The sequence below is a fragment of the Mangrovibacterium lignilyticum genome, from assembly GCF_010882175.1.
Lineage (GTDB): Bacteria > Bacteroidota > Bacteroidia > Bacteroidales > Prolixibacteraceae > Mangrovibacterium > Mangrovibacterium lignilyticum.
Map to the genome: position 1 here is coordinate 1 of NZ_WKLH01000009.1, position 23,826 is coordinate 23,826.

Annotated in this window: 20 protein-coding genes and 1 rRNA gene; 13 read left to right on the forward strand and 8 right to left on the reverse strand. The window is 43.4% G+C overall.

Annotated features, from left to right (window positions below):
- Positions 1–462: 462 nt before the first annotated feature.
- The gene (gene rluF, locus GJV22_RS21865) at positions 463–1,290 is read left to right on the forward strand and encodes a 23S rRNA pseudouridine(2604) synthase RluF (protein WP_163718727.1); all 828 of its coding nucleotides are present in this window, start codon (positions 463–465) and stop codon (positions 1,288–1,290) included.
- A 158-nt stretch (positions 1,291–1,448) separates the two neighbouring features.
- On the opposite strand, the gene GJV22_RS21870 is transcribed toward rluF, so the two are convergent.
- Entirely contained in the window at positions 1,449–2,072 is a 624-nt protein-coding gene (locus GJV22_RS21870; protein WP_163718729.1) for a hypothetical protein, read from the reverse strand.
- A 134-nt stretch (positions 2,073–2,206) separates the two neighbouring features.
- On the opposite strand from GJV22_RS21870, the gene GJV22_RS21875 reads away from it, so the two are divergent.
- Positions 2,207–2,359, forward strand: a complete 153-nt coding sequence (locus GJV22_RS21875) for a hypothetical protein (protein WP_163718731.1) — start codon at positions 2,207–2,209, stop codon at positions 2,357–2,359.
- A 210-nt stretch (positions 2,360–2,569) separates the two neighbouring features.
- Here GJV22_RS21875 and GJV22_RS21880 read toward each other — a convergent pair whose 3' ends face one another.
- The gene (locus GJV22_RS21880) at positions 2,570–3,223 is read right to left on the reverse strand and encodes a Crp/Fnr family transcriptional regulator (protein WP_163718733.1); all 654 of its coding nucleotides are present in this window, start codon (positions 3,221–3,223) and stop codon (positions 2,570–2,572) included.
- A gap of 676 nt (positions 3,224–3,899) precedes the next feature.
- On the opposite strand from GJV22_RS21880, the gene GJV22_RS21885 reads away from it, so the two are divergent.
- The 11 genes from GJV22_RS21885 (at position 3,900) to GJV22_RS21935 (ending at position 17,666) form a co-directional block, all read left to right on the forward strand.
- Positions 3,900–6,443, forward strand: a complete 2,544-nt coding sequence (locus tag GJV22_RS21885; protein WP_163718735.1) for an AAA family ATPase — start codon at positions 3,900–3,902, stop codon at positions 6,441–6,443.
- A 178-nt stretch (positions 6,444–6,621) separates the two neighbouring features.
- Positions 6,622–7,107: a hypothetical protein gene (locus tag GJV22_RS21890; protein WP_163718737.1), complete on the forward strand. Its 486-nt coding sequence runs from the start codon at positions 6,622–6,624 to the stop codon at positions 7,105–7,107.
- 294 nt (positions 7,108–7,401) lie between these two features.
- Positions 7,402–8,232, forward strand: a complete 831-nt coding sequence (locus tag GJV22_RS21895) for a WG repeat-containing protein (protein WP_163718739.1) — start codon at positions 7,402–7,404, stop codon at positions 8,230–8,232.
- A 252-nt stretch (positions 8,233–8,484) separates the two neighbouring features.
- On the forward strand, positions 8,485–9,351 hold the full coding sequence (locus GJV22_RS21900; protein WP_163718740.1) for an alpha/beta fold hydrolase: 867 nt from the start codon (positions 8,485–8,487) through the stop codon (positions 9,349–9,351).
- 243 nt (positions 9,352–9,594) lie between these two features.
- Positions 9,595–10,113, forward strand: a complete 519-nt coding sequence (locus GJV22_RS21905) for a lipocalin-like domain-containing protein (RefSeq protein WP_163718742.1) — start codon at positions 9,595–9,597, stop codon at positions 10,111–10,113.
- Positions 10,114–10,319: 206 nt separating this feature from the next.
- On the forward strand, positions 10,320–12,146 hold the full coding sequence (locus GJV22_RS21910; RefSeq protein WP_163718744.1) for a MutS-related protein: 1,827 nt from the start codon (positions 10,320–10,322) through the stop codon (positions 12,144–12,146).
- Positions 12,147–12,224: 78 nt separating this feature from the next.
- Complete coding sequence (locus tag GJV22_RS21915) at positions 12,225–12,773, forward strand: CD20-like domain-containing protein (protein ID WP_163718746.1); 549 nt, start codon at positions 12,225–12,227, stop codon at positions 12,771–12,773.
- Positions 12,774–12,917: 144 nt separating this feature from the next.
- Complete coding sequence (locus GJV22_RS21920) at positions 12,918–13,817, forward strand: cation diffusion facilitator family transporter (RefSeq protein ID WP_163718748.1); 900 nt, start codon at positions 12,918–12,920, stop codon at positions 13,815–13,817.
- Between the two features lie 115 nt (positions 13,818–13,932).
- Positions 13,933–14,667, forward strand: a complete 735-nt coding sequence (locus GJV22_RS21925; RefSeq protein WP_163718750.1) for a hypothetical protein — start codon at positions 13,933–13,935, stop codon at positions 14,665–14,667.
- A gap of 179 nt (positions 14,668–14,846) precedes the next feature.
- A complete protein-coding gene (locus tag GJV22_RS21930; RefSeq protein ID WP_163718752.1) occupies positions 14,847–16,925 on the forward strand; it encodes an amidohydrolase family protein in 2,079 nt (692 codons plus the stop codon).
- Between the two features lie 168 nt (positions 16,926–17,093).
- Positions 17,094–17,666 (forward strand): GNAT family N-acetyltransferase, encoded by a 573-nt coding sequence (locus GJV22_RS21935; protein WP_163718754.1) that lies wholly within the window; start codon positions 17,094–17,096, stop codon positions 17,664–17,666.
- A gap of 60 nt (positions 17,667–17,726) precedes the next feature.
- Here the strand turns inward: GJV22_RS21935 and GJV22_RS21940 are convergent, their stop codons facing one another.
- The 6 genes from GJV22_RS21940 to rrf all read right to left on the reverse strand — a co-directional run.
- Positions 17,727–19,913 carry a S46 family peptidase gene (locus tag GJV22_RS21940; protein WP_163718756.1) on the reverse strand — a complete coding sequence of 729 codons (2,187 nt, stop codon included), beginning with the start codon at positions 19,911–19,913 and terminating at the stop codon, positions 17,727–17,729.
- A gap of 168 nt (positions 19,914–20,081) precedes the next feature.
- A complete protein-coding gene (locus GJV22_RS21945) occupies positions 20,082–20,663 on the reverse strand; it encodes a Maf-like protein (RefSeq protein ID WP_205462008.1) in 582 nt (193 codons plus the stop codon).
- Positions 20,663–21,193 (reverse strand): KdsC family phosphatase, encoded by a 531-nt coding sequence (locus GJV22_RS21950; protein WP_163718758.1) that lies wholly within the window; start codon positions 21,191–21,193, stop codon positions 20,663–20,665. Before GJV22_RS21950 ends, GJV22_RS21945 begins: the two co-directional genes overlap by 1 nt.
- A 2-nt stretch (positions 21,194–21,195) precedes the next feature.
- Positions 21,196–21,972 carry a Rossmann-like and DUF2520 domain-containing protein gene (locus GJV22_RS21955; protein ID WP_163718759.1) on the reverse strand — a complete coding sequence of 259 codons (777 nt, stop codon included), beginning with the start codon at positions 21,970–21,972 and terminating at the stop codon, positions 21,196–21,198.
- Between the two features lie 98 nt (positions 21,973–22,070).
- The gene (locus GJV22_RS21960; RefSeq protein ID WP_163718761.1) at positions 22,071–23,642 is read right to left on the reverse strand and encodes an O-antigen ligase family protein; all 1,572 of its coding nucleotides are present in this window, start codon (positions 23,640–23,642) and stop codon (positions 22,071–22,073) included.
- 104 nt (positions 23,643–23,746) lie between these two features.
- Positions 23,747–23,826 (reverse strand): 5S ribosomal RNA (rrf, locus tag GJV22_RS21965); the annotation flags it as partial.

The following is a 23,826-nucleotide window of genomic DNA, read 5'->3' on the forward strand; positions in this document are numbered from 1 at the left end:
AATCCTTCTCTCTTTTAGTATATCGTCCTCTGGCCGGACGGGCCTATACTTTTCCATTCGATGAAAAGTATACCAAAATCTTGTCAAAACGAACCCTCCCCCGGGCGTTTTGACGGCCAACGCACACGTTCCGATCAGCAACTGCGACAACCGGCCTCATTTAAGTTGCCTCTCAGGCATCCCGGCTCATCCCCTCTCTACTGGTAGACAGGGACGATAATGTCGCAGACGTTATCAGGGTGAGTTGATAAAAAAAGATTCAGAGCCTCTTGCTTAAAAAATCCCGAAGGGATTAAATGTGCATCACCCCCAATACAATTGGGGGATTTTAGCCTCCGCTAAAAAACAACTCTCCCCGCACGCTCCTTGTTCGCAAAAGTCCGATTGCCAGCCCTCCGCTTCCTAAAACCCGCTTGCAAAACCACCGGAAATTAAACCGAATTCACTAACTTTCCGCCCGATATGGAAGATGAGAATTCAGTTCGGGTGAATAAGTATTTCAGTGAAATTGGCTACTGCTCGCGCAGGGAAGCCGATAAATTCATTGAGCAAAAGCGGGTAACCATCAACGGCGCGATTGCCGAGATGGGGAGTAAAGTATCCGCTAACGATGACGTTCGTTTAGACGGGAAGCCGCTTGCCGGCAAAGAAAATAAAATGGTTTACCTGGCTTTTAATAAACCCCGGGGAATTGTGTGTACCACCGACACCGTCAGGGAGAAAAACAACATCATTGACTTTATCAATTACAGCGAACGCATTTTCCCGATTGGCCGCCTCGATAAAGATAGCCAGGGCTTAATTCTGTTGACAAACGATGGCGATATCGTCAACAAGATTCTTCGTGCCAGCAACAATCATGAAAAGGAATACCTGGTGACCGTTGAGCAACCAATCACCAAATCGTTCATTCAGAAAATGGGAAATGGCGTTCCGATCCTGGGAACCGTGACCAAGAAATGTTTTGTGGAACAGATCGATAAGTTTCGTTTTCGGATTATTCTCACCCAGGGTTTAAACCGCCAAATCAGGCGGATGTGTGAATACCTGGGCAACAAGGTCAGCCAGCTGGAACGCTACCGGATCATGAATATCAATTTAGATGTTCCGCTTGGAAAGTGGCGCCACCTGACCAGAAAAGAGCTCAAAGTAATTCAAACACTGGTGTCCGATTCATCCAAAACAATTGAAAACACCCCCAGTGCTACTCGTGCGGGCCGGGAGCCGCGAGCCAAAGGGAAAGTCAGCGGGAAAGTCAGCGGGCAGAGAGCAGGACGCAGGAGGAAGTGATCAGTGGTCAGTCGCAGTCACAGTCACAGTGGTCAGTCACAGTCGCAGTCGTAGTCGCAGTAGCGAAACTCGGAACCCGAAACTCACAACCCGAAACTAGTAACCCGCACCCCGCCACAAAAAAAAAGCCTCCGTTTCCGAAAGCCTTTTCTTTATCCCTACTGGGCATAAATGTAGAATGGTTCGCTATACACCAGCGTGTCTTCACTTCCCTGGTAAGCACAGAGGCATTTGTACTGCGTGCCAGGTGTAAAACCGGTGATGTTTTTCCGATGAGTCGTCGCCGAAACCTGGTGCATCTGTCCGTTGTCTCCTGTTGCCGGCATGCCGGTATAAAAGAACTGGTACATTTTACACTTGGTGTTTGCATCGACTGTAAAGAAGAGTTCACCCGTATTCAGTCCGCTTGTCACCTCAAAATTGGTTGGTTTCGGCAGCGGGCCGACTTTCACCGGGTTCTTTGCCAGGGTAAAACCACTCGACTGTAACTTCACGACATCGTTTGCTGCCTGTATATTCACCTCCTGGGCGAGCAAACGCATGTCACTGGCCAGGGTCTTCTTCGCGATGTTCTTTTTCAGCACATCGTTCGGATTACCATTGGTCACTGTCTCGAGTAGGCTAAGATAAGCTGTAATCTCAAGCTGGAAATTGGCCATAACCCCTTCTTCCCAGACAAAAGCCGGATTCGCATTCAGCGAATCATAAACCAGCTGCGACTGAAACCCTAATTTGGCATCAGTCAGCCGGCTATAACTTGTAATAACCCTAAATGTGGTCATCTTTATCAAATTAAATGAATACTCCGAAAATTCCGGAATGCCCCGTGAAGCCTACGAACCACAAAAAACCAAACCTGCCTGCGCGACCTTTCGGCCCGGATTTCCCGCACCCCTTTTAGTAATTTCCGGCCGCTTTGCAATATTGCAACGCCGCTTTGCAATATTACAATGGCGCTTTGCAATATTACAATGAGGCTCTGCAATATTACAATGGCGCTCTGCAATATTACAATGACGCTCTGCAATATTACAATGGAGCTCTGCAATATTACAATGGAGCTTGGTAATATGACAATAAGCCGTTGTAAGGTTGCAATACGGCACGCCAGCATGGTCTGGGATTTGTGATCATAGGTGTCAATGAACTTTCCGTAAACTAAATTACAACAGAAATAAACCGCTTGATTTCGCATAGGACAAATGGCAAAAAACAGCAAAAACGCCCAAAACAACCTGATTAATTGTTAGTTACAACGAAAAACACAGAAATACGGAATTTAGGCCTTTCCGAACTGAGCGTCAGAAATACCGAGTTGTGAGCGAATGCGGCTGAGGCTCGAAAGTTTAATGCCCATGCAGTTGGCAATAATGGTCAGAGAAACTTGCTTATCCAGACCGGGATGTGTTTCACGCAAATGCACGTAGAAGTCGCTGGCCGAAAGTTGCCGCAGACAAAAAGCATGATGTTTGCGTTGCTCGGTGGCCCCTAAAAAAATCAGTTTTTCGAGGATGGTTACCACGGGGTATTTTTGCTCCAGCAACCGAATCTGCTTCCATTCCAGGCTTAACACGCGGGAGGGTGTCGCCAGCTGAATCGAAACCTGCGAGCGACAGCGGTTAAACGAGCTGTTGTAATTGCCAACAAACTCGCCAGGGTAGAACAAACGGGTCACATAGCACTTCTTTTCGTCTTCCATATATTCCCGGGCCACGCCATCGAGCAAAACCCAGATGCGATCCGACACCCGGCCCGTTTTCAATAAAAAGCGACCGATCTCGAAATCGTGAAATTGCAAGGCCTCCGACAGTTCACTTCCGGCTTCGCGTTCGAGCTGTTGTAACAACGGAATCAGCCGCTCCCCGTAAGGCCGGGTGTAATGGCAGTTCTCTTCCAGCTCGGTGTAAATGGCTTGTAAAATAGCTGATAACATAAGTTTATCGAATCGAACAACATACAATTTCTAAAATTTGAACCTCAAAGTCAATGCCTTAGCTATTTGAACTGAACAAAAACAACTGATTGACAAAATTTTGATTCCAACCAGTTTGCCAATTCCCCGCTCCTTCCCGGCCCGAATCGTAGCCTCAACGACAGTGAGCAGATCGCTCAATGACCGACACCACGCGGTTTGCAGCTTGCCGCTGATAATCAGAAGTATTCGTCGCAACCGATCACCTGGTGCTGGTTGGCACCTCCCGCTCCTGGCCGTTATATAGAATGATGCTAAATAATATTAACAGATTAATATCTTTTATAAAGTTTCGTAAATTGACGAACGAATGTTAATTAGCTCCCATGTCCGCCCATAAGCAGATCATACCAAGCGACGTTAACCACGATAGCAAGTAATGCCTGTGACAACTTTCAAGGCTTGCAAAAACAATAGAAATCCACCTGATGCGCTGACGATACCGAATCAATAAAAGCGATTCCTGAATGTGGCATCGTAGGAAAATGATTTGCAAGAGAGCAGTGCCGAAAGGAGCTGCTTCTATGGCTGAAAATACCTGAATTAAAAGGTATTGCAAGATTGAAGATATAAGCGGAATATAATGCACAAGTATATATACTGACGTTATGCCCAAGCAAAATAGAGACCTACGACTATGAAAAGTAATGCTAAAGAATATTTGATTGAATTTGCTAGCTCACAAGAAGACTGGTTAAAAGCACTGATTTACTCTGCGATTGAAACTAATGGTTCAATTTCAAGTGATAGGAAAACAGAAATCTTTAAATGTTTACAAGATTCGACTGCAATTGAATATACAATACCAAACATAGTAGACAGTGATAGTGACGCGGAAATCATACTGACAAAGTTAGTTCATAAGGAAGGTGTTAATGCTCTAACTGAAAACCAAATTATTAAGTTTCATGATGATATTACTATAATTAATGGTCTTAATGGTGCTGGTAAAAGTGGATATTTTAAAATTATAAATGAGATTGTTGGTGGTAATCAAATAAAGGAAATATTGCCAAATATTTATAAAGATAATCCTTCTGAGATTGATGTTGAGATTAGTTATAAGGAATTTCGAAATCAAACAACTGTAAATTGGGTCGGAAATTCACGCTCTTTAGAAAAACTAAATAAATGTAAAGTGTTCGACACTTCTTATTTGAATGGTTTACTGGAAACTAGGCAAAATGACACTACTTTAATTCAACCTTTAGGACTAAACATATTTACATATCTTATTGATTTATTGGATAAGTTTAAGAATCAACTTGGTATAAATGCAGATAAAAAAAGAATTCAGAAGCCTAATATAGATTTGACAAATATTTCGGAGGAAATTCAGAGTGTATTTCAAAATCATAACTTGACTGAAACAAGAAAAAAAGAAATAATAAAACTCTTTGACTTTTCTGATGAAAATGGAAAAAAACTGGAGGACTTAAATAAAGAAATAAAAACTTTAAAACAAGTAAACATACAAGATAAGATTAAGATATTAACTGATAGTAGAAGCAGTATTTTGAATTTGAAGGAATGGCTGACAAATAATCACAGAGTATTATCAGAATGTATTACAGAATCGAAGAAACTAATTGACGTTAAGAAAGAAAAGCAAGTTGCAAACAATCAAGCAAAAGAGCAATTTGATGTATTAAATAGTATTCCATCAAGTAATACTAAGGAATGGAAAGAATTTATTATTACAGGGCAAGCGTACTCAAAGACCTTAGAAAATAATGAAGGTGTTTGTCCTTATTGTATGCAAGAACTTCAAAGTGACAATTCCGTCAAGATACTTCAAGCTTATGGCTCATTTTTGCAAGACAATTCAGAACGTGAGCTAAAGCAAGCTGTAACAATACTTCATTCAAAACTCAAAGAAATTGAGGGACTTTCATTAGAGTATCAAATAATTGAAAATACTAATTCGATATTAAAAGAAAAACATAAGAATGAGAAATCGCTATATGATTTAGTTGTTCTGACTATCAACAATTATAAAAATGTAAAAGCAAATTTAGTTGAATTGATAAATAAAGAAGATTCTAACTTTAAAGTATCTATTCTTGATATAATCCCTTTAACGACAGAGTTAAATGCTATTTCAGAGGATTTAAAAATTCAAATTGACAATTATTCCAAAGAAGATTCTGAAAAAAAGGAAAAAATACGGTTGATAGAGCAAAAACTAAAAAATCTAAAAGAGAATCAAGCAATAAGCCTTCAAAAAGGCAACATAGAGAAATGGATGGGATTAACTGTCGAAGAAAGTATTTTGAAAAAGAAAGCCAACAAAATAAACACAAGGCAATTAAGTTCCCTCTCAAAAACAGCGAACGATGATTTATTAACAGAAGCATTGAAAGTTAAATTTAATGAAGAACTAGCTTTCATTGGATACCCCAACCTTGATGTTAAAATAGAAAATGCTGGAACAAGAAAAGGAGTTTCAAGTACTAAATTGGTTTTAACTAGAAGTAATGCAATAAAATCGATATTAAGTGAAGGCGAGCAAAAAGCTGTAGCTTTAGCACTATTTATTGCAGAAGTAAGGATGCAAAAGCAAAAGAATCCAATTGCCCTTGATGACCCTGTAAATAGTTTAGACCATAAAATTGCAGGTAAGTTTGCAGAAAGACTATTGAATCTTGACAATCAGATTATAATATTTAATCATAACAGGCTGTTTCTTGATTCCTTTGAAACATCCAAAAACAATCATATTTGTAAAACAACAGATACTGATTGCAACAAGAATCAAGGTAAGCATATAAAGGTTTACGAGGTAATAGCTCAAAGTAAACATATGAAAGGGGTATTAAGAAATTACAAAGGAAATTACGCAAAGAATCATATTAAAGATGCAAAAAGATTGCTTAACCAAATACCATTTGAAGACGATACGAAAGTTGCAAACCTTTTACGTTTATCTGTTGAATGCACAATAGATGAAGTTATTTTCAATCATCAAGTACCAACAAGATTTAGTAATAAGAATAGTCGAATTGCATGGGCTGAATTAAAGAATATAAAAAATGGTTCTGAAATTGTAGATTCTTTAGAGAGAATACATGGACGTGTTTCTGGAGGTCAAATGCATAATGGCACAGAACGCAATGAAAATCCAATAGATATAGATGAATTCAATAGGATGATAACGGATATTGAAAGTATATTAAACTAAGAATGCCAGGGCATAACACTGTATATACAAAATGGGCGAGATTGTAGTGAATTCAAGGGTTGTAGCTCGCTTTAAATTTTCACGGTTTGATAAGTTTGAAGCCCGCAATCGCCCACATTTGCATATACTTGTCCGTTATAGCCCATTTTGAAATCGCAATTCTGACAACTTAAAATTTATGAAGATTTTTAAATCATCGATAAAAACGAATAAAGAAAACAGTGAGATAACAAAGTCATTGAAATCATTGATTTTAAAACCGCCAGACAGTATTTTCTTTTTCCCATTTTCACTTTTTCAAAGAAAGTTTTACCAACAAATAAGAGAGAATCGACACGCATTCTATTCTGGAGAGGTAAATCAAAAAGGATTTAAGTTTATTAAGTACATCCAATATGGCAATTTAAGTTCTGGCTCAAGGACAAGTAGAGTATTAAAAATAAATGGACAAATAATTGATGAAAATGGTCGCAAATGTGTGACACTTGACTTTGTTTCGCCTACCTATGAAGTGGTAATAAAATTATTAATCGTTATCGGTTGTTTGACAGGCTATTTTTTGACAGACAATAAGTTGTTCTTGGCTTTTCCAATACTTTTAGTTTGGGATTTTATATGGCACTTGTTGAGAAATTATTGGATTATTAGAAAGAGAATTAAATAATGAAAAAACGGGCTATAATCGAGTAGACTGCCCCGCCAGTAAGAACTGACGGGGAGAGCCTCTCACACCACCGTACGTACGCGAGCTTCGCTCCTCCCTTTCAATCCGAATGTCCACTGGACATTCAAATCTCAGGCACGTATACGGCGGTTCATTAAGATGTGGGGTAACTTTTTCGTAGTACGTGAGCATAGCTTCGTATCCTCGTTTTCCCCCCCGCTGGCGCGGATTTGTAATCCGTGCCACCTTTCAAAACCACACGCTTCAATGCAAAACGCAAAAACCAGTCGAGTCATGAAAAGCTTAGTCCTCTTATTCTTCGTTGCGCTATCGGTATCATGTATTCGGGATCACCCTAAAGTTATCATTCAAAACGAATCGGGTACAACATTCGACAGTATCAAAATAAGTTCGAATGGGGATCCCACCATATTTTATGAGGTAACACCCGATAAGGTGGTGCGGGGAACGATCTGTTTCAACCAGGCGATGAAAGGCGATGGTTGTTATCAAATCCAACTTTTCAATCGCGGGATCATTGTCAGAAGTGCATGTTTTGGGTATTACACCAATGGTGCATCGTTGGATGATAAATTTAGAATTACCATCCCAAAAAACATGTTGATCGCAGTTGGGCGAACGACCCTGCCCCATCAAACCGATACATTATTCCGGATTAATGAAGGCTTGTACGAACTGGGGGTTCCTTGCGGCTATGCCAACCAGGACGGGGACACCATTATTCCAATTGGAAAATATGCGTATTGCTTAACTGATACCATCATTGATTTTGGAATCGTCATGCACAAAGGAGAAAAAGCGATTGCAATCGATAGAAGAGAAAATTTCTTGTATGAAGTCTATTGGTTTGATAACGGGCCGGACAGAATTATCAACAACAGATTCCGGATCATACAACAGGGCAAAATTGGCTATGCGAATCGCAAAGGGGAAATCGTCATTAAACCCCAATTTCAATGCGCAACACCTTTTAAACAGGGAGCAGCCCGGGTATCATACAGTTGCGATCCGGGAGAACCCGATAAAGACGGGCATCAGAAGATGACCAGTAACGACTGGTTCCGGATAGATGTCGATGGCAACCAACTAAGCAACAAGCCATAAAACCGGTTTGCAAGAGAGCAGTGCCGAAAGGAGCTGTTTTTATGGCTGCAAATGTCCGAATTAAAAGTTATGCAAAAATTGATGCTATAAACGAAATATAATACACCGGTACGCAACATACACTTTCCGTTGGCAGTACAATTCAAAAAACATTTCCCTTTTTTCTAGTCCGTTAAAAATGAATATCATAACCGAAAGTTATCCGGTATTGAGAAATGTTTATAACTTTAATTCACACCAAGAATTAATATCATGAAAGCCAGCTCATTATTCTTCCCGGTCTTTTTAACCTTATTCTTAATGATTACAGGTTGTAAAAACGAAACAACGAATACTACGTATTCAACCGACGGTGTTCAAATAGCTTTTGAAAGTTTGGGTAAAGGTAATCCTGCCATTGTTTTTATTCATGGCTGGACAAATCCAAGGACCATTTGGGATGACCAGATGAAACATTTCTCTTCAAAATACCAATCTGTGGCAGTTGATCTTGCAGGCTCAGGAGAGTCGGGTAATAACCGCACCATTTGGACCATGCAAGCTTTTTCAAACGATGTAACAGCAGTCGTGAATAAATTAAAACTGAATGACGTTGTTTTGGTGGGATTTTCCATGGGCGCTGCCGTTGCAATAGAAACTGCAAATCAAATTCCTGATAAAGTTAAAGGGGTTATTATTGTGGACAATATCCAAAATCCGGAGATGAAAATACCGCCACAAATGGTTCCGGTTTTGGACAGTATCATGTTCGACTTATTGGATGACATGACCAATGAAAAACTGGTAAAAATGGGATTCTATAAAAATAATCAGGAAGCAATTTACGCCCGGGTAATGAATCTCTATCCTGCTAGTTCGTCAAGAATTGGATGGATGGAGTCTTTTCACGAAAATATAAAGTGGATGAATAATGACTGTGTGAATGCACTGAAAAATTTACAGGTTTCTCTGCATGCTATAAATTCTGATATACATCCAACGGAAATTGAAATAATCAGAAAATATGTTCCCGGATTTCAGGCAAAAATAATTAAAGATGTCGGGCATTTGGTTTTCTGGGAAAAACCGGAAGAATTTCAAAAATTAGTGGAAGAAAGCATCGTCGAATTTAATAATTAGCTTAGCGAAAATTGGAGAGCGAATAAAATTTGAATTTGTGCCTCCGCCGGCGCAGATTTTTAATCCGTGACACCTTTAAGAACCACGTGCATTCGTGCAAAGCATAAGCATCGGTGAGATCCTTCGTGAAACAAATAATACTAACCGATTAATATCTTTTGTAAAGTTTCGTAACTTGACGAGCAAGCATCTTGCAAACCGCTACTGCTCATACTATTTACCGTTGGCAAAAATTAAAAACATATGTTTCAGAGATATTTGTACTTCGCAATCACAATAACATTACTTCATTCCTGTAAAAAGGAAAATGAAACATCTGATTTTGCGAAGTTTACGGGAAGATGGACTCTTGATCGTGTAGAAACTCAAGTTGATTCAACTGATGGTTGGGTGCCGAGACAAGACAATTACAAAAACCGAAAGGGATTTATCATCTATGACGGCAAAGGAGGAATGGGTGTACATCACGTTACTGAAAACTATGACAAATATGTTTTTGAAGGAAGTGGCGGACTCGATAGCCTAACAACCGCCGACTTAAGACATTTAGCTGACAATTTTGTTTATTTCGGAAAATACCGAGTTAATGACTCACTCAAAGTTATTGAACACCATATCGAATCTGCTAATTACCAGAATATGTTGGGTACAGTTGCAAAACGAAACTATCTATTCTCCGGGGACACCCTAATTTTAAGTCCGACAACAAATAGATATCCGAAAACCCGACTCAAATGGATTAAACTTAATGATGAAAAATAAAATAACAGTTGCCAGCAATGTATAAAAGACCCTCGCTGGCGAGGATTTGTAATCCCCCTCGCTGGCGAGGATTTGTAATCCCCCTCGCTGGCGAGGATTTGTAATCCGTGCCACCTTTAAGAACAACGGGCACGATCGTTAGACCACAAAAAAAAACAGATGAAGACCACTTTTGGGCTATTATTCACCTCAAGCACTTATAAACAATGAAAATTTATCGCGACAACATAGAAAAGTACGATACCAAACTAATTCGGTTAAGTCGGTTGTTGAATCGTATTTCAGTTCTCCGGTTACTTATTTTTGTTCTTTCAAGTATCATTCTGATCTACTTGTTTAAACTCAAGTTATTTACGGCCATGCTGTTTGTTTTACCAGTACTGACCATCTCTTTTTCGATTGCCGTTAAACGCTACAGCCAAACCGCTTTCTTAAAAAAGCATACCGCATTCCTGAAAGGGATCAATGAATCGGAAATCCTGCGGGAAGACTGTCAGCTGGAAAAATTCGATACCGGCGATCGGTTCATCAATCACAATCACCCGTACACCGCTGATTTAGATATTTTCGGACAACACTCCATTTTCCAGCTGCTGAACCGAACAACCACCGAGTCGGGTATGATCCTGTTAGCTGAATGGCTGTCGGAACCGGCTCCCATTGCTGAGATACAGGACCGACAGGAAGCGATACAGGAAATGGCTGAAAAATTGACGTGGAGGCAGGAATTTCAGGCGTCGGGTATGCACTATGAAAATAAAAAAAGTGATTATGCCAACTTGTTAGCGTGGGTCGAAGCACCGGTCGTTTTAATCAAACACCGGCTAGCCTACATCGCCACGGCACTCCTTCTTTCGGCTGTGACCTTGCTTGTCTTATCTCTTTTCATGAGCAAGATGACTTCAGGCTATTTCGTTTCCCTGCTGGTTGTTTTAGCGATTAATTACCTGGTTTTACGGAAAGTAAACCCCGCCGCTGACGAGATCGTTCAAACCTCGCAGAAGAATCTGAACACTTTAAGAGGTTACCGCACACTTATCCGCAAAATCGAGCGCGAGCATTTCAAGTCAAAAAAACTAAGCCAGTTACAGGCTGTACTCTCCAAAAGCCACTATTCAGCATTCCATGAAATTAACCGGCTGTGCCGTTTACTGGAATTCTCGCAGCAAAGAGGCACCAAAAAGATGTCCATTGGCGGCAATTATCTTTACCCGCTCATCAACAGTTTCCTGCTCATTGATATTTACCTGATTCTTGGCGTCGAGAAATGGAAATTGAAAAATAAAGCGTTTTTAAAAGCCTGGGCCGAAGTTGTCAGTGAGTTTGAAGTCATCAATAGCCTTGCCGGTTTTAGCTATTCAAACCCGGACTACAGCTATCCTCTGCTGCACGAAAAAAAGCACGCGGTCTATTTCGAGTCGTTAGGGCATCCGTTAATCAATTCGAATAAACGGGTCTGTAATACGTTCCGGTCCGAAGGGGAAGGTAATATTGTTCTGGTTACCGGTTCCAATATGGGAGGGAAAAGCACTTTTCTGAGAACCGTGGGCGTGAACCTGGTACTGGCCCTGGCGGGGGCTCCTTGTTGTGCCAAACAGGGACAGGTATCGAAGCTAAAGCTCTATTCAAGTATGCGAACACAGGATAATTTAAGGCAGGGAGTTTCTTCGTTTTATGCTGAATTAAACCGGATTGAAAAGATGCTGCAACTCATGGCAAACAGTCAAAACGTTTTTTTCCTGCTGGACGAGATGTTTAAAGGAACAAACTCGGAAGACCGGCATAAAGGCGGTTTTTCATTGATTAATCAACTGAGGGAACTCCATACCTCGGGAATCATTGCAACACACGATATCGAACTAGCCCGGCTGTCGGAAACTAAAAGGCTGGTTACCAATTACAGTTTCAACAGCGAGATTAAAGATGGTGCGATGATTTTCAGTTATGCGCTGTGCCCGGGTATCTGTAATGATTTTAATGCCAGTGAGCTGATGAAAAGAAGTGGCATCAACATTTTACAGACAATCCCGTAAGCGCGAAAGCAATTCGGGCTGCGGCATGCTTTAACAACAGCGCGCCCGGCTGGTTAAAATAAATGAACAACACAATAAATGAGTAAGAAGAAGCGCCAAAAAGTAAAGTATCCTCCGCTGTGGATTGTATTTTTAGTGATCCTGTCCGTGTTCATTGGCATTCTCACGGCGGTGATTGGGATCAATAAAATAACCAACTATGATCACCCCTACTGGTTTGGGTTTGTTTTTGGTGGTTTCGGACTGCTTGTTGGGATTTTAGCCGCCAAGCGTTCGAAACGCTACATCGCTGTGAATCGCCGGATAAAAAATGACTATCCCCTGGCGATTTTCTATATTTCAACCGGCTTCATCGGTATTTTTTTATGGGTTGGAACGGTCATGAACCAAAGCCTCTCACAACTTGACAAGTGCGATAACTACACCATCATCCATAAGTACAGACAAGAAAGTCGTTCGCGAAGCCCTGAAGTTAATTCATTGATCATAACGATTGATGGCGAGGAACATCGCTTAGTTTGCAGTCGACATTATTGGTTCAATACGCGAATCGGGCAACAAATTAACTTATGCCTGTACAAAAGCCCTATAGGCTTTGATTACATCGTTCTGACAAACGATCAATAACTCGCCGCTACAGCGCAAATCCGTTCGCCGGTTCAGGCAATAAGCACCCCTGAAAAACAGCGTGTTCGAACGCAGAGAAAACAAAATTTTATGCCTATTTTGGAACTACAGCTTAAAGGCTCTATAGCATACCAGTGACCAGTTATGGAAGATTCAGGTAAGGAAAAGAATAAGGTGGCCTTTTTATCCGTGATTGCTGCAATATTTTTGACCAGTTTCAAATTCATTGTAGGGATATTAACCGGAAGTTTGGGGATTCTCTCAGAGGCCCTGCATTCGGCATTGGATTTTGTAGCGGCTGCAATAACCTTGTTTGCTGTCCGGTTTTCGGATAAACCAGCCGATAGCGATCACCATTACGGACATGGTAAGATTGAAAATCTCTCGGCCCTGATCGAGACCCTACTGTTGCTGATCACCTGTATCTGGATTATTTATGAAGCTGTGAGCCGTTTAGTATCGGGCAAAACCCATATTGAAGTAACCGTTTGGAGTTATATTGTTGTTCTGACTTCGATTATTATAGATGTCACCCGATCGCGTGCGTTAATGCGGGTTGCGAAGAAACATAACAGCCAGGCGCTGGAAGCCGATGCATTGCATTTCGCGACGGATATCTGGAGTTCCTCGGTTGTTCTCTTAGGCCTGATTTGTTCCGGTTTCGGAATTTATGTTGCTGATAGTATTGCAGCGCTTGTCGTTGCGTTAATCGTTGTTTACGTTTCATACCAGTTGGGCAAACGCTCCATCAATGTCCTTTTAGACCGGGTTCCTGAGGAAACCTTCTTAAAGATCAAATCGATTTTAGATGGGGTGACTGAAATTGAGCGCTATCACGATTTGAAAGTAAGAGCAGCGGGAGCGGAATTCTTTGTCGAACTGAATATCCATATCAAGCCGGAACTGAACATCCTGCAGTCGCACGAGATCGCCGACCGGATTGAAACGAAAATCAAACATGAAATCCTGCGTTGCCATGTTCATGTGCATATTGAACCCGAAGAAAATGATCCGCCCGCGGAACAGGATAGCGATCATTCATAGTCTGCCGTCGGTCATCAGGCAGCGAAATTAACCCGGCTGTATATTCTTTCCGTTTTTTACGTAACAAGATCAGAGACCACCCGTTGTCATTCACTATTAGCTAAAAACCAAGATCATGGAACCGAATAACGAATGGTTAAAACGGAACTTAGGCCTGGAGTATCACGCGGATGAGGACAATATTTGGTTGCAGAAAGGCATCACCTTACGCCGGTTAATTGGTATTCTGGGCATCATGCTGCCTGTTTTCCTGTGGTTCTTTCTGTGGGTCAGTACGAATCGGGTCGAAGAGCTGGAATCAATCAGTCATTATTACTACACCCGGGTCGATTCGATCTTTATCATTACGATTAGCTTGCTGGCGATTTTTCTCATTATCTACAAAGGTCCTGCGCTGGTTGACTTTTACCTGTCGTTAGTTGCCGGCATCTGTGCTTTGTTGGTCGTACTATTTCCAACGAGCCCGTTAAGCGATCACATTCCGGACGTCAACATGTCGTTTTTTAATACCGTGTTGTCCGATAACCCAACCCGAATAATGGTTCATTATTACTCGGCGGGTATCTTCATCTTGCTACTGGCAACGATGTTACTCTTTCTGTTTACAAAGTCGGATAAACCAAAAGCGACGCGGGGGACCATGAAAATCATGCGCAACCGTTTATACCGGGTTTGTGGCATCGGAATGATTGCCGCCGTGCTGGTTATGGGACTGAGAGGATTTGGATGGATTGATGCCGAATTTTATGATGCGAGAAACCTGACCTTCTGGATGGAAGTCGTCGCCGTTGAACTGTTCGGCATTTCATGGCTCATCAAGGGAGAGACGCTCCTGAAAGATAAAACGTGAATCATCGCCGCTAACACGCCCCCTTTGTTTTTCGCCCGAATGACTCGGAGCATGTGATTGAAAACATTGCCGACGGTGTCCTGTCCTGCCTGTAAACAGGGAACAAGCGAACCGTTAGCCAACGCAATGCGTTATATGCTTTTGGACATCACTTGAATATTCACCTAAAACCCCAAACGATGCATTTCGCGAACAAAACTTCGAAACTTAAAAGATGGTCTCCTTACGGCGCTGTTGGCCTACTGGTATTTGTTCTTTTTCAGGCTTGTACGACGCAGAAAGAACGGACCTTTTCCCTCTCTGATTTGCCGTCAGAAGAATCATTTACCGTGATTACCGGAGAAACGAACGTTGGGTATTTAAAGCTTAGCCGGTCGGGCGACACCCTGATTACAGACTATGATTATAAGAATAACGGTCGCGGACCAACCATCGCCGACACCATCATTCTGAATGCGGATGGTTTGCCGGTGAAGTGGGATATTGAAGGAAGCACCACCTTTGGAAACAAAATAGACGAGCACTTTAAGCTGCAAGGTAAGCTTGCCAGTTGGGTCGATGTCACCGGTAGCGGCACGGCCACCGTCGGAGAACCGACCCTTTATATCGATCAGAACGGAAGCCCGTATTCGCTTTTCATTTCAACATGGGCTTTACTGAATGCACCGGATTCAACGCTGAACGCCCTTCCTGCCGGGAAACTCAAACTGACACAGCTGGAAACATTTTCCGTTACGTCACCGGATTCAACCCAACTGCCTCTGACAACCTACGCTATTTCGGGAGCAGACATGAATCCCACTTACCTGATCCTGGATGATAACCGGCAATATTTCGCGTTCATCCATCCTCATTTTGCGGTGATCCGTTCGGGATTCGAAGGCATCGAAAAATCCATGCGCCAGTTGGCAGCAAAGTATTCGGCTGAACGCTATGAACATTTACAGCAACACTATGCGCACAATTATGCCGGCAAGGTCCGTGTCAAAAATGTGCGCCTGTTCGATCCCCACACCCTGGCGCTTACCGGCCCCTCTTCGGTGTTGATCAGCGGTGATAAAATTGTAAGCATCGATGCAGCTGATGCCAGCGGTGAAAATGAAACGGAGATTGATGGTGCCGGAGGAACGCTCGTTGCCGGCTTATATGATATGCACGCACATATGGGCGTGAATGAATCGCTGCTGAATGTCCTTGCCGGGGTGACTTCGGTGCGCGACATGGGTAACGACAATGCGGTGCTGGACAGTCTTATTGACCATATCGAAGGCGGCGTGCTGGCGGGCCCGCGAATTACACGGATGGGATTTATTGAAGGGAAAAGTCCGTACAGTGCCAATAACGGCATCCTGGTTGAAAGCGAAGAAGAAGCGCTGGCGGCAGTCACAACCTATCACGAAAAGGGATACTATGGGATTAAGCTATACAACAGCATGAACGGCGACTGGGCTCCGGCCATTGTGAAAAAAGCACATGAGTTTGGCATGCCGGTTATGGGACATGTGCCGGCTTTTTCGAACGCGAACGCCATGCTTCGGGCAGGCTTTGATGAAATGACACACATTAACCAGGTGATGCTCGGATGGGTACTCACACCGGAAGAAGACACGCGAACCCTGTTGCGGCTTACCGCGATGCAACGCTTTCCCAAGCTTGATTTAAACAGCCCCAAAGTACAGGAAACACTGAACTTAATGGTGAAGAACAAAACAGCCATCGATCCAACACTGGCGATTCATGAAGCGCTGTTGCTTTCCCGTAACGGTGAAACATGGCCCGGTGCGCTCGATTATATTGATCACATGCCTGCCAATGTGCAGCGAAGTTACAAGGAGGCCATGGCCAATATCTCAACCGCGGAAGAAGATACGGCCTACAGCCAGGCGTTTGATCAGATTGTCGCGACGCTGAAAATGATGAAAGACCGCGGTATTTTGATTGTTCCCGGTACCGATTTAGGTGGTGGCTTCAATGTACACCGGGAACTGGAACTTTATCAGCAATTAGGCTACACGCCTGCCGAACTTCTTAAATTGGACAGCTACGATATGGCGAACTATCTTGGTCAGAAAGATCGCGGCGCGATAGAACCGGGCATGCTTGCCGATTTCTTTTTAATCCCCGGTGATCCGACCAAAGATCTGAAAGCGATAAAAACAATTTCGATGGTCTCGCGCGGAGGAACAATCTACTACCCCAGCGAAGTCTTCCCGGAACTGGGTATTGAGCCTTTTGTTGAAAAACCCGCATTGAATTAAGCGACATTCCCCGTAGGTCCTGGTTTATAATCCGGACCTACGGGGAATTTTGTTCTTCGCAACAGCCAAGCGCACTTTCGAAGCTGTTGCTTATTGTCTTGTCTCCTATTCATACTGATTTCGCCGGAAAGCCGATTTCCGTACCCATTGAAAAGCTCCAAACAACACATGATCAAAGCCCGATACGCTGACAAAGAAGCTATTTTAAACATCCTGACACCGGCATTCGAAGCCAATAAAAGTGTGAAGCAGGTGGTGAAGCAGGATGCCCGCCGCCGGAACCGCATCCGGACACTGATGGACTATTCGTTTGAAGTTTGCCACCAATGGGGCGAAGTACACCTGTCGGACGACAAGCAGGCGGCAGCTTTATTGTTGTACCCGCACCGGAAGGAAACCACAGTCAAAGCCTTGCTGCTCGACCTGCAACTGGCATTCAAATCGGTGGGACTCTCCAACATCAGGGACGTGATGAGCCGCGAGTCAAAGATCAAAGCTTTTCATCCCAAACAGCCTTTTCTGTATTTATGGTTTCTGGGTGTTGCTCCCGAAATGCAGGGCCATGGTATCGGCAGCCGAATGCTGGAGGAGATCATCCGAAAAGGCGAAGCACTGAACTATCCCATCTACCTGGAAACATCGACCAAAGAAAATTTACCTCTCTACCAGAGGTTCGGTTTTGAGATTTACGCCCAACTGGATTTTGCTTACCCGCTGTATTTGCTGAAGCGGGAAGTCTAAAAAAAAAGAGGACACCCTTATTCAAAGATGTCATCCTTCCTGGAATCTGATCGCCAGCTTTTAAAGCGATTCTTTCACAACGGCTTCAGTTGCTTTTGCCGGAACAAGATCCATTTCATCGAGCAGGTAGCCTGCACCGGCAAACTTATCGATGATAAAGAGGATGTAACGCACATCGACCATGATGTTTCGGCTCTGGTCCGGATCGAAGAGAATGTCGCTCATGGTTCCTTCCCAGCAACGATCGAAGTTGATCCCCACCAGCTCACCATTGGCATTAATTGCCGGACTACCGGAGTTCCCGCCTGTTGTGTGAACAGAGGCCGTGAAAGCCACCGGCACTTCTCCGTTTACCTGGTACGGTCCGAAATCCTTCGTGGCATACAGATCGCGTAAGCGTTGCGGCACATTGTAATCGTAAATGTCGGGGTTATCTTTCTCCATAATCCCGGTGAGGGTTGTATAGTGTTTGTAAATAACGCCGTCGCGCGGTTTGTAGCCTTCCACTTTGCCGTAAGCCACACGCAGGGTTAAGTTGGCATCGGGATACAAGGCCTCTCCTTCTTTCATGGCCATGATCCCGGCCATGTATGTTTTTTGCAGTCCGGCAATCGCGTTGTTAATTTGCTGGTATGGCCGCTCAACATTTGCCTGGTAATAGCCACGCAAATTATCGTACAACGCAACAATCGGATCTTTCTGCAGCCGTTCGATGGCCTTTTCATCCAGGTTTTGAATCAGCGCCGTCAGCTTCGCGCGATCTGTCAACACTGATCTCCGGTACACTTTCTTCAGCAGCTTGGCATCATCATACTTGTTCAGCAAGTCTTTCAGCTCCTGCGACAGGAACGAAGGATCGAGATCTGCTTTGTACATCCGCAGCAAAGCGGTGAATACCTGCTCGTCGGTTGCCTGGTCGTAATCTTTAAAATGGGCGTCAACCCGCTTCAGAATCTCAGTTTTCATTTTCTGCTGCGTTTGGGCATCCAATTTTTGCCAGGCAGCTTTATTGCGCGGTATATTATAAGCCAGTTTGAATATGTCAGTGCCGCGGGTGACAATCTCGTCGTAGTAATTCTTGGCCCGGTCGTAAGGCGTCAGCTCCACATACAGTCGTTCGAAAGCCGGCAGCAGCGAGGCATATTTCGCTTTCAATTCATCCGACTGGCTGTACCAGTTCTCAAATTCCGCTTCAAATTGGTGTTTAATATCCATCGCGCCCATGCCTTTCAGCCCGCGAATCTCTCCTTGCCAGCGTTTCCACGAGTTACTGGTTGACGCGTATTTGGATGCATATTGAATACGAACTTTGGCATCGGCGTTCATCTGTGCACGCAAAATATCGAGCTTCTTTGTGCGGATTTTAATCTTGTCGGGATCGCTTTGCTGCATCAATAAATCAACGGCAAACGAAGGCAGGTACTCATCAGTGCTCCCCGGAAAACCAAAGATCAGGATGAAATCATCAGGTTGAATGCCTTTCATCGAAACGGGGAAGAATGCCTTGGATTGATAAGGGACATTGTCGGGCGAATAGTCGGCCGGTTCGTTGTTTTTATCTGCATATACGCGGAATATGGAAAAGTCGCCGGTATGACGGGGCCACATCCAGTTGTCAGTGTCGCCGCCAAACTTACCAATGGCAGAGGGCGGAGCGCCAACTAAACGGATATCGCGGTATACCTTGTACACATACAGAAAATATTGGTTGCCTTTAAAGATGGGCTTCACATCGGCATCGTAGCGATTGCTGTCCCGGGCCGCTTTCTTTATGTCGTAGATGTTGCGGCGAATCTTCGTTTGCAAGTCAGCTCCCTGCAACGAATCAGTTCCTTCCAGCACCTGCGCCGACACATCTTCCATACGATCGAGGAAACGCACCGTCAACCCTGGGTTCGGCAGTTCTTCGTCGTGCGATTTAGCCCAGAAGCCATCGGTCAGGTAATCATGCTGAACAGAACTGTGCGACTGAATCTGTGAGTAGCCGCAATGGTGGTTGGTGAACAACAGTCCTTCATTCGAAACCATTTCACCGGTACATCCCTTGCCGAAAAGCACCACAGCATCTTTCATACTGTTGTGGTTAACGCTGTATATATCATCAGCGGTGAGGCGAAACCCCATCTGCTGCATGTCTTCAATATTGTATTTCTTTAAAAGGGTTGGCAGCCACATGCCTTCGTGTGCCGAAGCAATGAGCATGACATGCACTAAAAGTCCCAGTAATAAAAGTTTAATTTTCACCATCGTAACAACTATCGTTTTAGATTGATTTTTCCTGTTCGGATCTGCCTGAAATAAAAAATGCCGGCTAACCAGCCAGCACGCAAAAATAAAGCCACAAACAGAAAAACGAACTGACATTCATCAGTTAATCGCCTGTTCTTCTTTTGTTCGGTCAATAACCGGGGCGGATTAAAACTCCTTTAAGTACTGATACAGTTTGTGCACAGGCAGCCCCATGACATTGTAAAAGGAACCTTCAATTTTATAGATCCCGACAAAGCCAATCCATTCCTGGATCCCGTAAGCACCCGCTTTGTCGTATGGTTTGTATTTATCGATGTAGAAATAAATCTCGTCATCGTTCATCTCATCAAACCAGACCTCGGTTACAGCGTGAAAGGACACTCTTTTGTTTTTACTTTGCAAATGCATCCCGGTAATTACCTGGTGTTGCGAGCCGGATAAGGACTTCAGCATGTCAAAAGCTTCCTGCCGATCGGCGGGTTTCCCCAATACTTTATCATCTTTCCAGACAATGGTGTCGGCCGTAATAATCAATTCATTATCGGGCATTCCACCGTTCAGCGCGTCTGCCTTTAACTGCGCCAGGTATTCCGCAATAGCAGTCATCCCCAGGTTCTCCGGGTAAAATTCATCGACATCAGCTGGCCTCACTTCAAATTCAAGTCCAAGATCTTTCATCAACTGCTGACGCCGTGGCGATGCCGAAGCTAAAACCAATTTATAATTTTCAAGATTTTTGAGTATCATCAGGTCGACCTCCAGTAATATGATTTTTCATTGATCCAGGTACCCTGTGCGCGCATCACTTGTTCGATGATATCGCGAACACAGCCTTCACCCCCGTTTATATGGGAAATATACGAAGAAATTTCTTTGATTTCGTGCACCGCATCGTTCGGAGCACAAGGAAATCCAACCAGGGACATAATCTGAAAATCGATCAGATCGTCTCCCATGTACAGCACTTCGTCGGCGGTAACACCAACCTTCTCCATGAAATCATTCAGTGGATGCACTTTATCGCGAACACCCATATAAATGTGGGGAACGCCTAGTTTTTCGTAACGCAACCGAACGCGCTCTACCGCACCACCGGTGATAATCGCAATGTGGTAGCCCATATTTAAGGCATTGCGCAAAGCATAACCGTCTTTCACATTGGATGTCCGAACCGGATCACCATCCTCATTCAAGGGAGAAGTGTCCATCGACAAAACACCGTCGATGTCAAACACCAAGGCTTTTATTTGTTTCAGTTTGTCTTTTACAAAGGTCATGTTTATTTGGATTTATGTGCCTGGAAAATACTCCGGGAAACAAAACTATAGATTTCCTGCAATTCAGGCTGTCCTTCTAAAAAATTCAGGTGCTTGTTAATGATTGCTTCATCAAATCGTTTTGCCGGCCCTGTTTGCGCGTCAAAAGGATCTATCTCCATTACTTTTGCTGCTGTTTCCTGAATAAGCGGCTTCAACAGTTCAAAGTCAATCCCGTTATTTTGCACAATCTGGTTCCCTAAATAATAGAAATGGTTGACAAAGTTACAGGTGAAAACAGCTGCCAGGTGCAAGCTTTGACGTTGGGCTGAATCTATCTCTTCAACCTTATTCGACAAGCAATAAGCAAGTTCTTTCAACCGATCGAGAATCTCCGGACTTGAAGCTTCCAAACAAATGGGTATTTCGCTAAACTCAAGCTCGCGTTGCTTTGAAAAGGTTTGCAGCGGGTAAAAAACCCCGTGCTTGTTGGAATGATTGGCTAAAACCGACATAGGCAAACTTCCGGCCGTGTGAACGATTAACTTGCCATTGATGTCCAGTTGACTGAGAACTGTTTCCAGCACATCATCCTTCAAGGCAAAAATCAGCAAATCTGCGTCCGTTCTTATTTTAGCGAGATCGGTGGTAAAAGTACTGCCAAGTTTAGTGGCAAGTTCTTTGGCCGACTCAACTGAACGGCTGTAAACCTGCAAAATCTGAATGCCTTTTTGTTGTAGTACCGTGCCCAGCTGCGTAGCCAGGTTGCCGGCACCAATCAGGGTAATTGTTTGAATCATTGTATCCGTTTTCAGCGACTTCAAAGTAACAAAAAAACAGCTAATAACAGGACCAATCGTTCATGATTTCCGGTATTGAATGCGATCTACTGTTCCCCTTACGATTCGATTTTCAACTGTTCCCGATTGGAATAGAACAGACAATAGAAGAAAATGAAAAAGTAGCCTCCCACATGTGTATCCAGGTTTGAGTCACCCAGGTTGCTAATGAGCAGGATAAGTGCAAAGCTTAGTACCAGGGGATTGCTGAACAGCCCGCTTTGAATCATTGGATAAGCCAGTAAAAACAGGATTGCAGCAGCGCCAATCAAACCAAAACGGACCAACCAGGCTAAGTACTGGTTGTGGGCGTCGGCATACTGACTTTCATCCATCTCAGATCCCATATCGTGATAGGCTTGTTTATAGGCGGCTTTCCAATTGCCCGTTCCTACCCCAAACCAAAAGTGATCCTTCCAGATTGAACTTCCCGCTTTCAGATACTCGATCCGTTGCGCCAGAGACTTGTTGTTCGAATTGCCTGTTTTCATGAAATTATCGATTTCCCAAACGCTCACATACAAACGCGGGTAAAGCGAAAGTTGGCGCGTAGCCAGCAAATAATTGCTAACACCCGATTCAATATACAGGATCTCTTCGTCAGATAGTCGGGAAACGCCTTCATCATCTTTTGTCAGATTACGGGAAGTGAGGTATCGGATTAACGTATCACTAATCCGGTATTTGTTTTCATCCAGGCTGTCATATGCAACTGTTGAACGCCGGTTCCATGCTCCCCGAAGTTCGCTTTCACAAAAGTACAGGCCAATATGATGCCCGTTTTCGGTGAACGGATTATTCAAATCGTGTTTGTAAGGATTCCCCAATGCTGTTTGCTGTGGTAGTTGAGCGGAATCTACCGAATCTACACGATAAAAGTCATCGATGACCCGGTACAAATAAAAAGCCGGCATGACCAACAAGAGTCCTAACAGCAAAACTGAAACAAGCCGCTGTTTTAAGCTTGATTTATGAAGGGTGAATAAGACTATTGCAAGCAGGAGAACAGCCCAAAAGGTCATGATCCCCGTTAAGGATTGCTGCCAAAATAAGAAATACAGCATAAAAAGCCCGGTTCCTATCGTTGCTGCGATGTACCACAGTCCTAACACCTTCCAACGGGTTGCCAGCAAATAAACCTGTATGGACAGCGCTAAAACAATCATCAAGCTAAAACGGATGTGGTGAATGAAACCGATGAATTGTGCGTCTAACAGCAATTGATCGCTCGCCCAGTAGAACTTGCAAAAGGTAATTAATGCCGAAAAAAATACTGCCAGTGAGAATAGTTGCATCACATTTCGAAGCTGTACCAATGTCAGTTTGGGAGCAACATAAAAAGCCAGAGGGACCAACAGGAAAGGCAATGCTTTATTTAAATCATAAAAGCCGGCAGCCAGATCCTTACAAAACAACATCCCCAAAGCATGGATCAGATAGATCGAAACAATCAGGAGAAGATACTTCCGTTCGGCAAACACATCGCCCCAGCTATTTCGCTCGCTGCTAACAAAGGCAAAAATTAAAGCCAACGCCGCTGCAATTGAAATTAGTGCAACGGAAAACGGTAAGGCTGCAGCAAATAAAAGTAGACTGTAATAGAAAAGGGGCTTCCTGTTGATTTTCTTCATCGGGTATTAGTCATTCCTGACATCGAAGATAGTAAAAACAGTTCTAGTGGAAAGTTTGATTCAATAAAAAAAGCCCGTTGCTCTGGAGAACAACGGGCTTGAAAAGAGGGCGACGACCTACTCTCCCACATAAATGCAGTACCATCGGCGCTGGCGGGCTTAACTTCTCTGTTCGGAATGGGAA

What these genes read in the sequence shown, in the direction of transcription:
- GJV22_RS21915 (WP_163718746.1), top strand. Translation starts at nt 12,225, where the DNA reads ATGAGTAAGAAGAAGCGCCAAAAAGTAAAGTATCCTCCGCTGTGGATT.
- GJV22_RS21945 (WP_205462008.1), bottom strand. Translation starts at nt 20,663, where the DNA reads ATGATACTCAAAAATCTTGAAAATTATAAATTGGTTTTAGCTTCGGCA.
- GJV22_RS21900 (WP_163718740.1), top strand. Translation starts at nt 8,485, where the DNA reads ATGAAAGCCAGCTCATTATTCTTCCCGGTCTTTTTAACCTTATTCTTA.
- GJV22_RS21920 (WP_163718748.1), top strand. Translation starts at nt 12,918, where the DNA reads ATGGAAGATTCAGGTAAGGAAAAGAATAAGGTGGCCTTTTTATCCGTG.
- GJV22_RS21880 (WP_163718733.1), bottom strand. Translation starts at nt 3,223, where the DNA reads ATGTTATCAGCTATTTTACAAGCCATTTACACCGAGCTGGAAGAGAAC.
- GJV22_RS21955 (WP_163718759.1), bottom strand. Translation starts at nt 21,972, where the DNA reads ATGATTCAAACAATTACCCTGATTGGTGCCGGCAACCTGGCTACGCAG.
- GJV22_RS21960 (WP_163718761.1), bottom strand. Translation starts at nt 23,642, where the DNA reads ATGAAGAAAATCAACAGGAAGCCCCTTTTCTATTACAGTCTACTTTTA.
- GJV22_RS21930 (WP_163718752.1), top strand. Translation starts at nt 14,847, where the DNA reads ATGCATTTCGCGAACAAAACTTCGAAACTTAAAAGATGGTCTCCTTAC.
- GJV22_RS21935 (WP_163718754.1), top strand. Translation starts at nt 17,094, where the DNA reads ATGATCAAAGCCCGATACGCTGACAAAGAAGCTATTTTAAACATCCTG.
- GJV22_RS21895 (WP_163718739.1), top strand. Translation starts at nt 7,402, where the DNA reads ATGAAAAGCTTAGTCCTCTTATTCTTCGTTGCGCTATCGGTATCATGT.
- GJV22_RS21890 (WP_163718737.1), top strand. Translation starts at nt 6,622, where the DNA reads ATGAAGATTTTTAAATCATCGATAAAAACGAATAAAGAAAACAGTGAG.
- GJV22_RS21940 (WP_163718756.1), bottom strand. Translation starts at nt 19,913, where the DNA reads ATGGTGAAAATTAAACTTTTATTACTGGGACTTTTAGTGCATGTCATG.
- GJV22_RS21905 (WP_163718742.1), top strand. Translation starts at nt 9,595, where the DNA reads ATGTTTCAGAGATATTTGTACTTCGCAATCACAATAACATTACTTCAT.
- GJV22_RS21950 (WP_163718758.1), bottom strand. Translation starts at nt 21,193, where the DNA reads ATGACCTTTGTAAAAGACAAACTGAAACAAATAAAAGCCTTGGTGTTT.
- GJV22_RS21910 (WP_163718744.1), top strand. Translation starts at nt 10,320, where the DNA reads ATGAAAATTTATCGCGACAACATAGAAAAGTACGATACCAAACTAATT.
- GJV22_RS21885 (WP_163718735.1), top strand. Translation starts at nt 3,900, where the DNA reads ATGAAAAGTAATGCTAAAGAATATTTGATTGAATTTGCTAGCTCACAA.
- GJV22_RS21870 (WP_163718729.1), bottom strand. Translation starts at nt 2,072, where the DNA reads ATGACCACATTTAGGGTTATTACAAGTTATAGCCGGCTGACTGATGCC.
- rluF (WP_163718727.1), top strand. Translation starts at nt 463, where the DNA reads ATGGAAGATGAGAATTCAGTTCGGGTGAATAAGTATTTCAGTGAAATT.
- GJV22_RS21925 (WP_163718750.1), top strand. Translation starts at nt 13,933, where the DNA reads ATGGAACCGAATAACGAATGGTTAAAACGGAACTTAGGCCTGGAGTAT.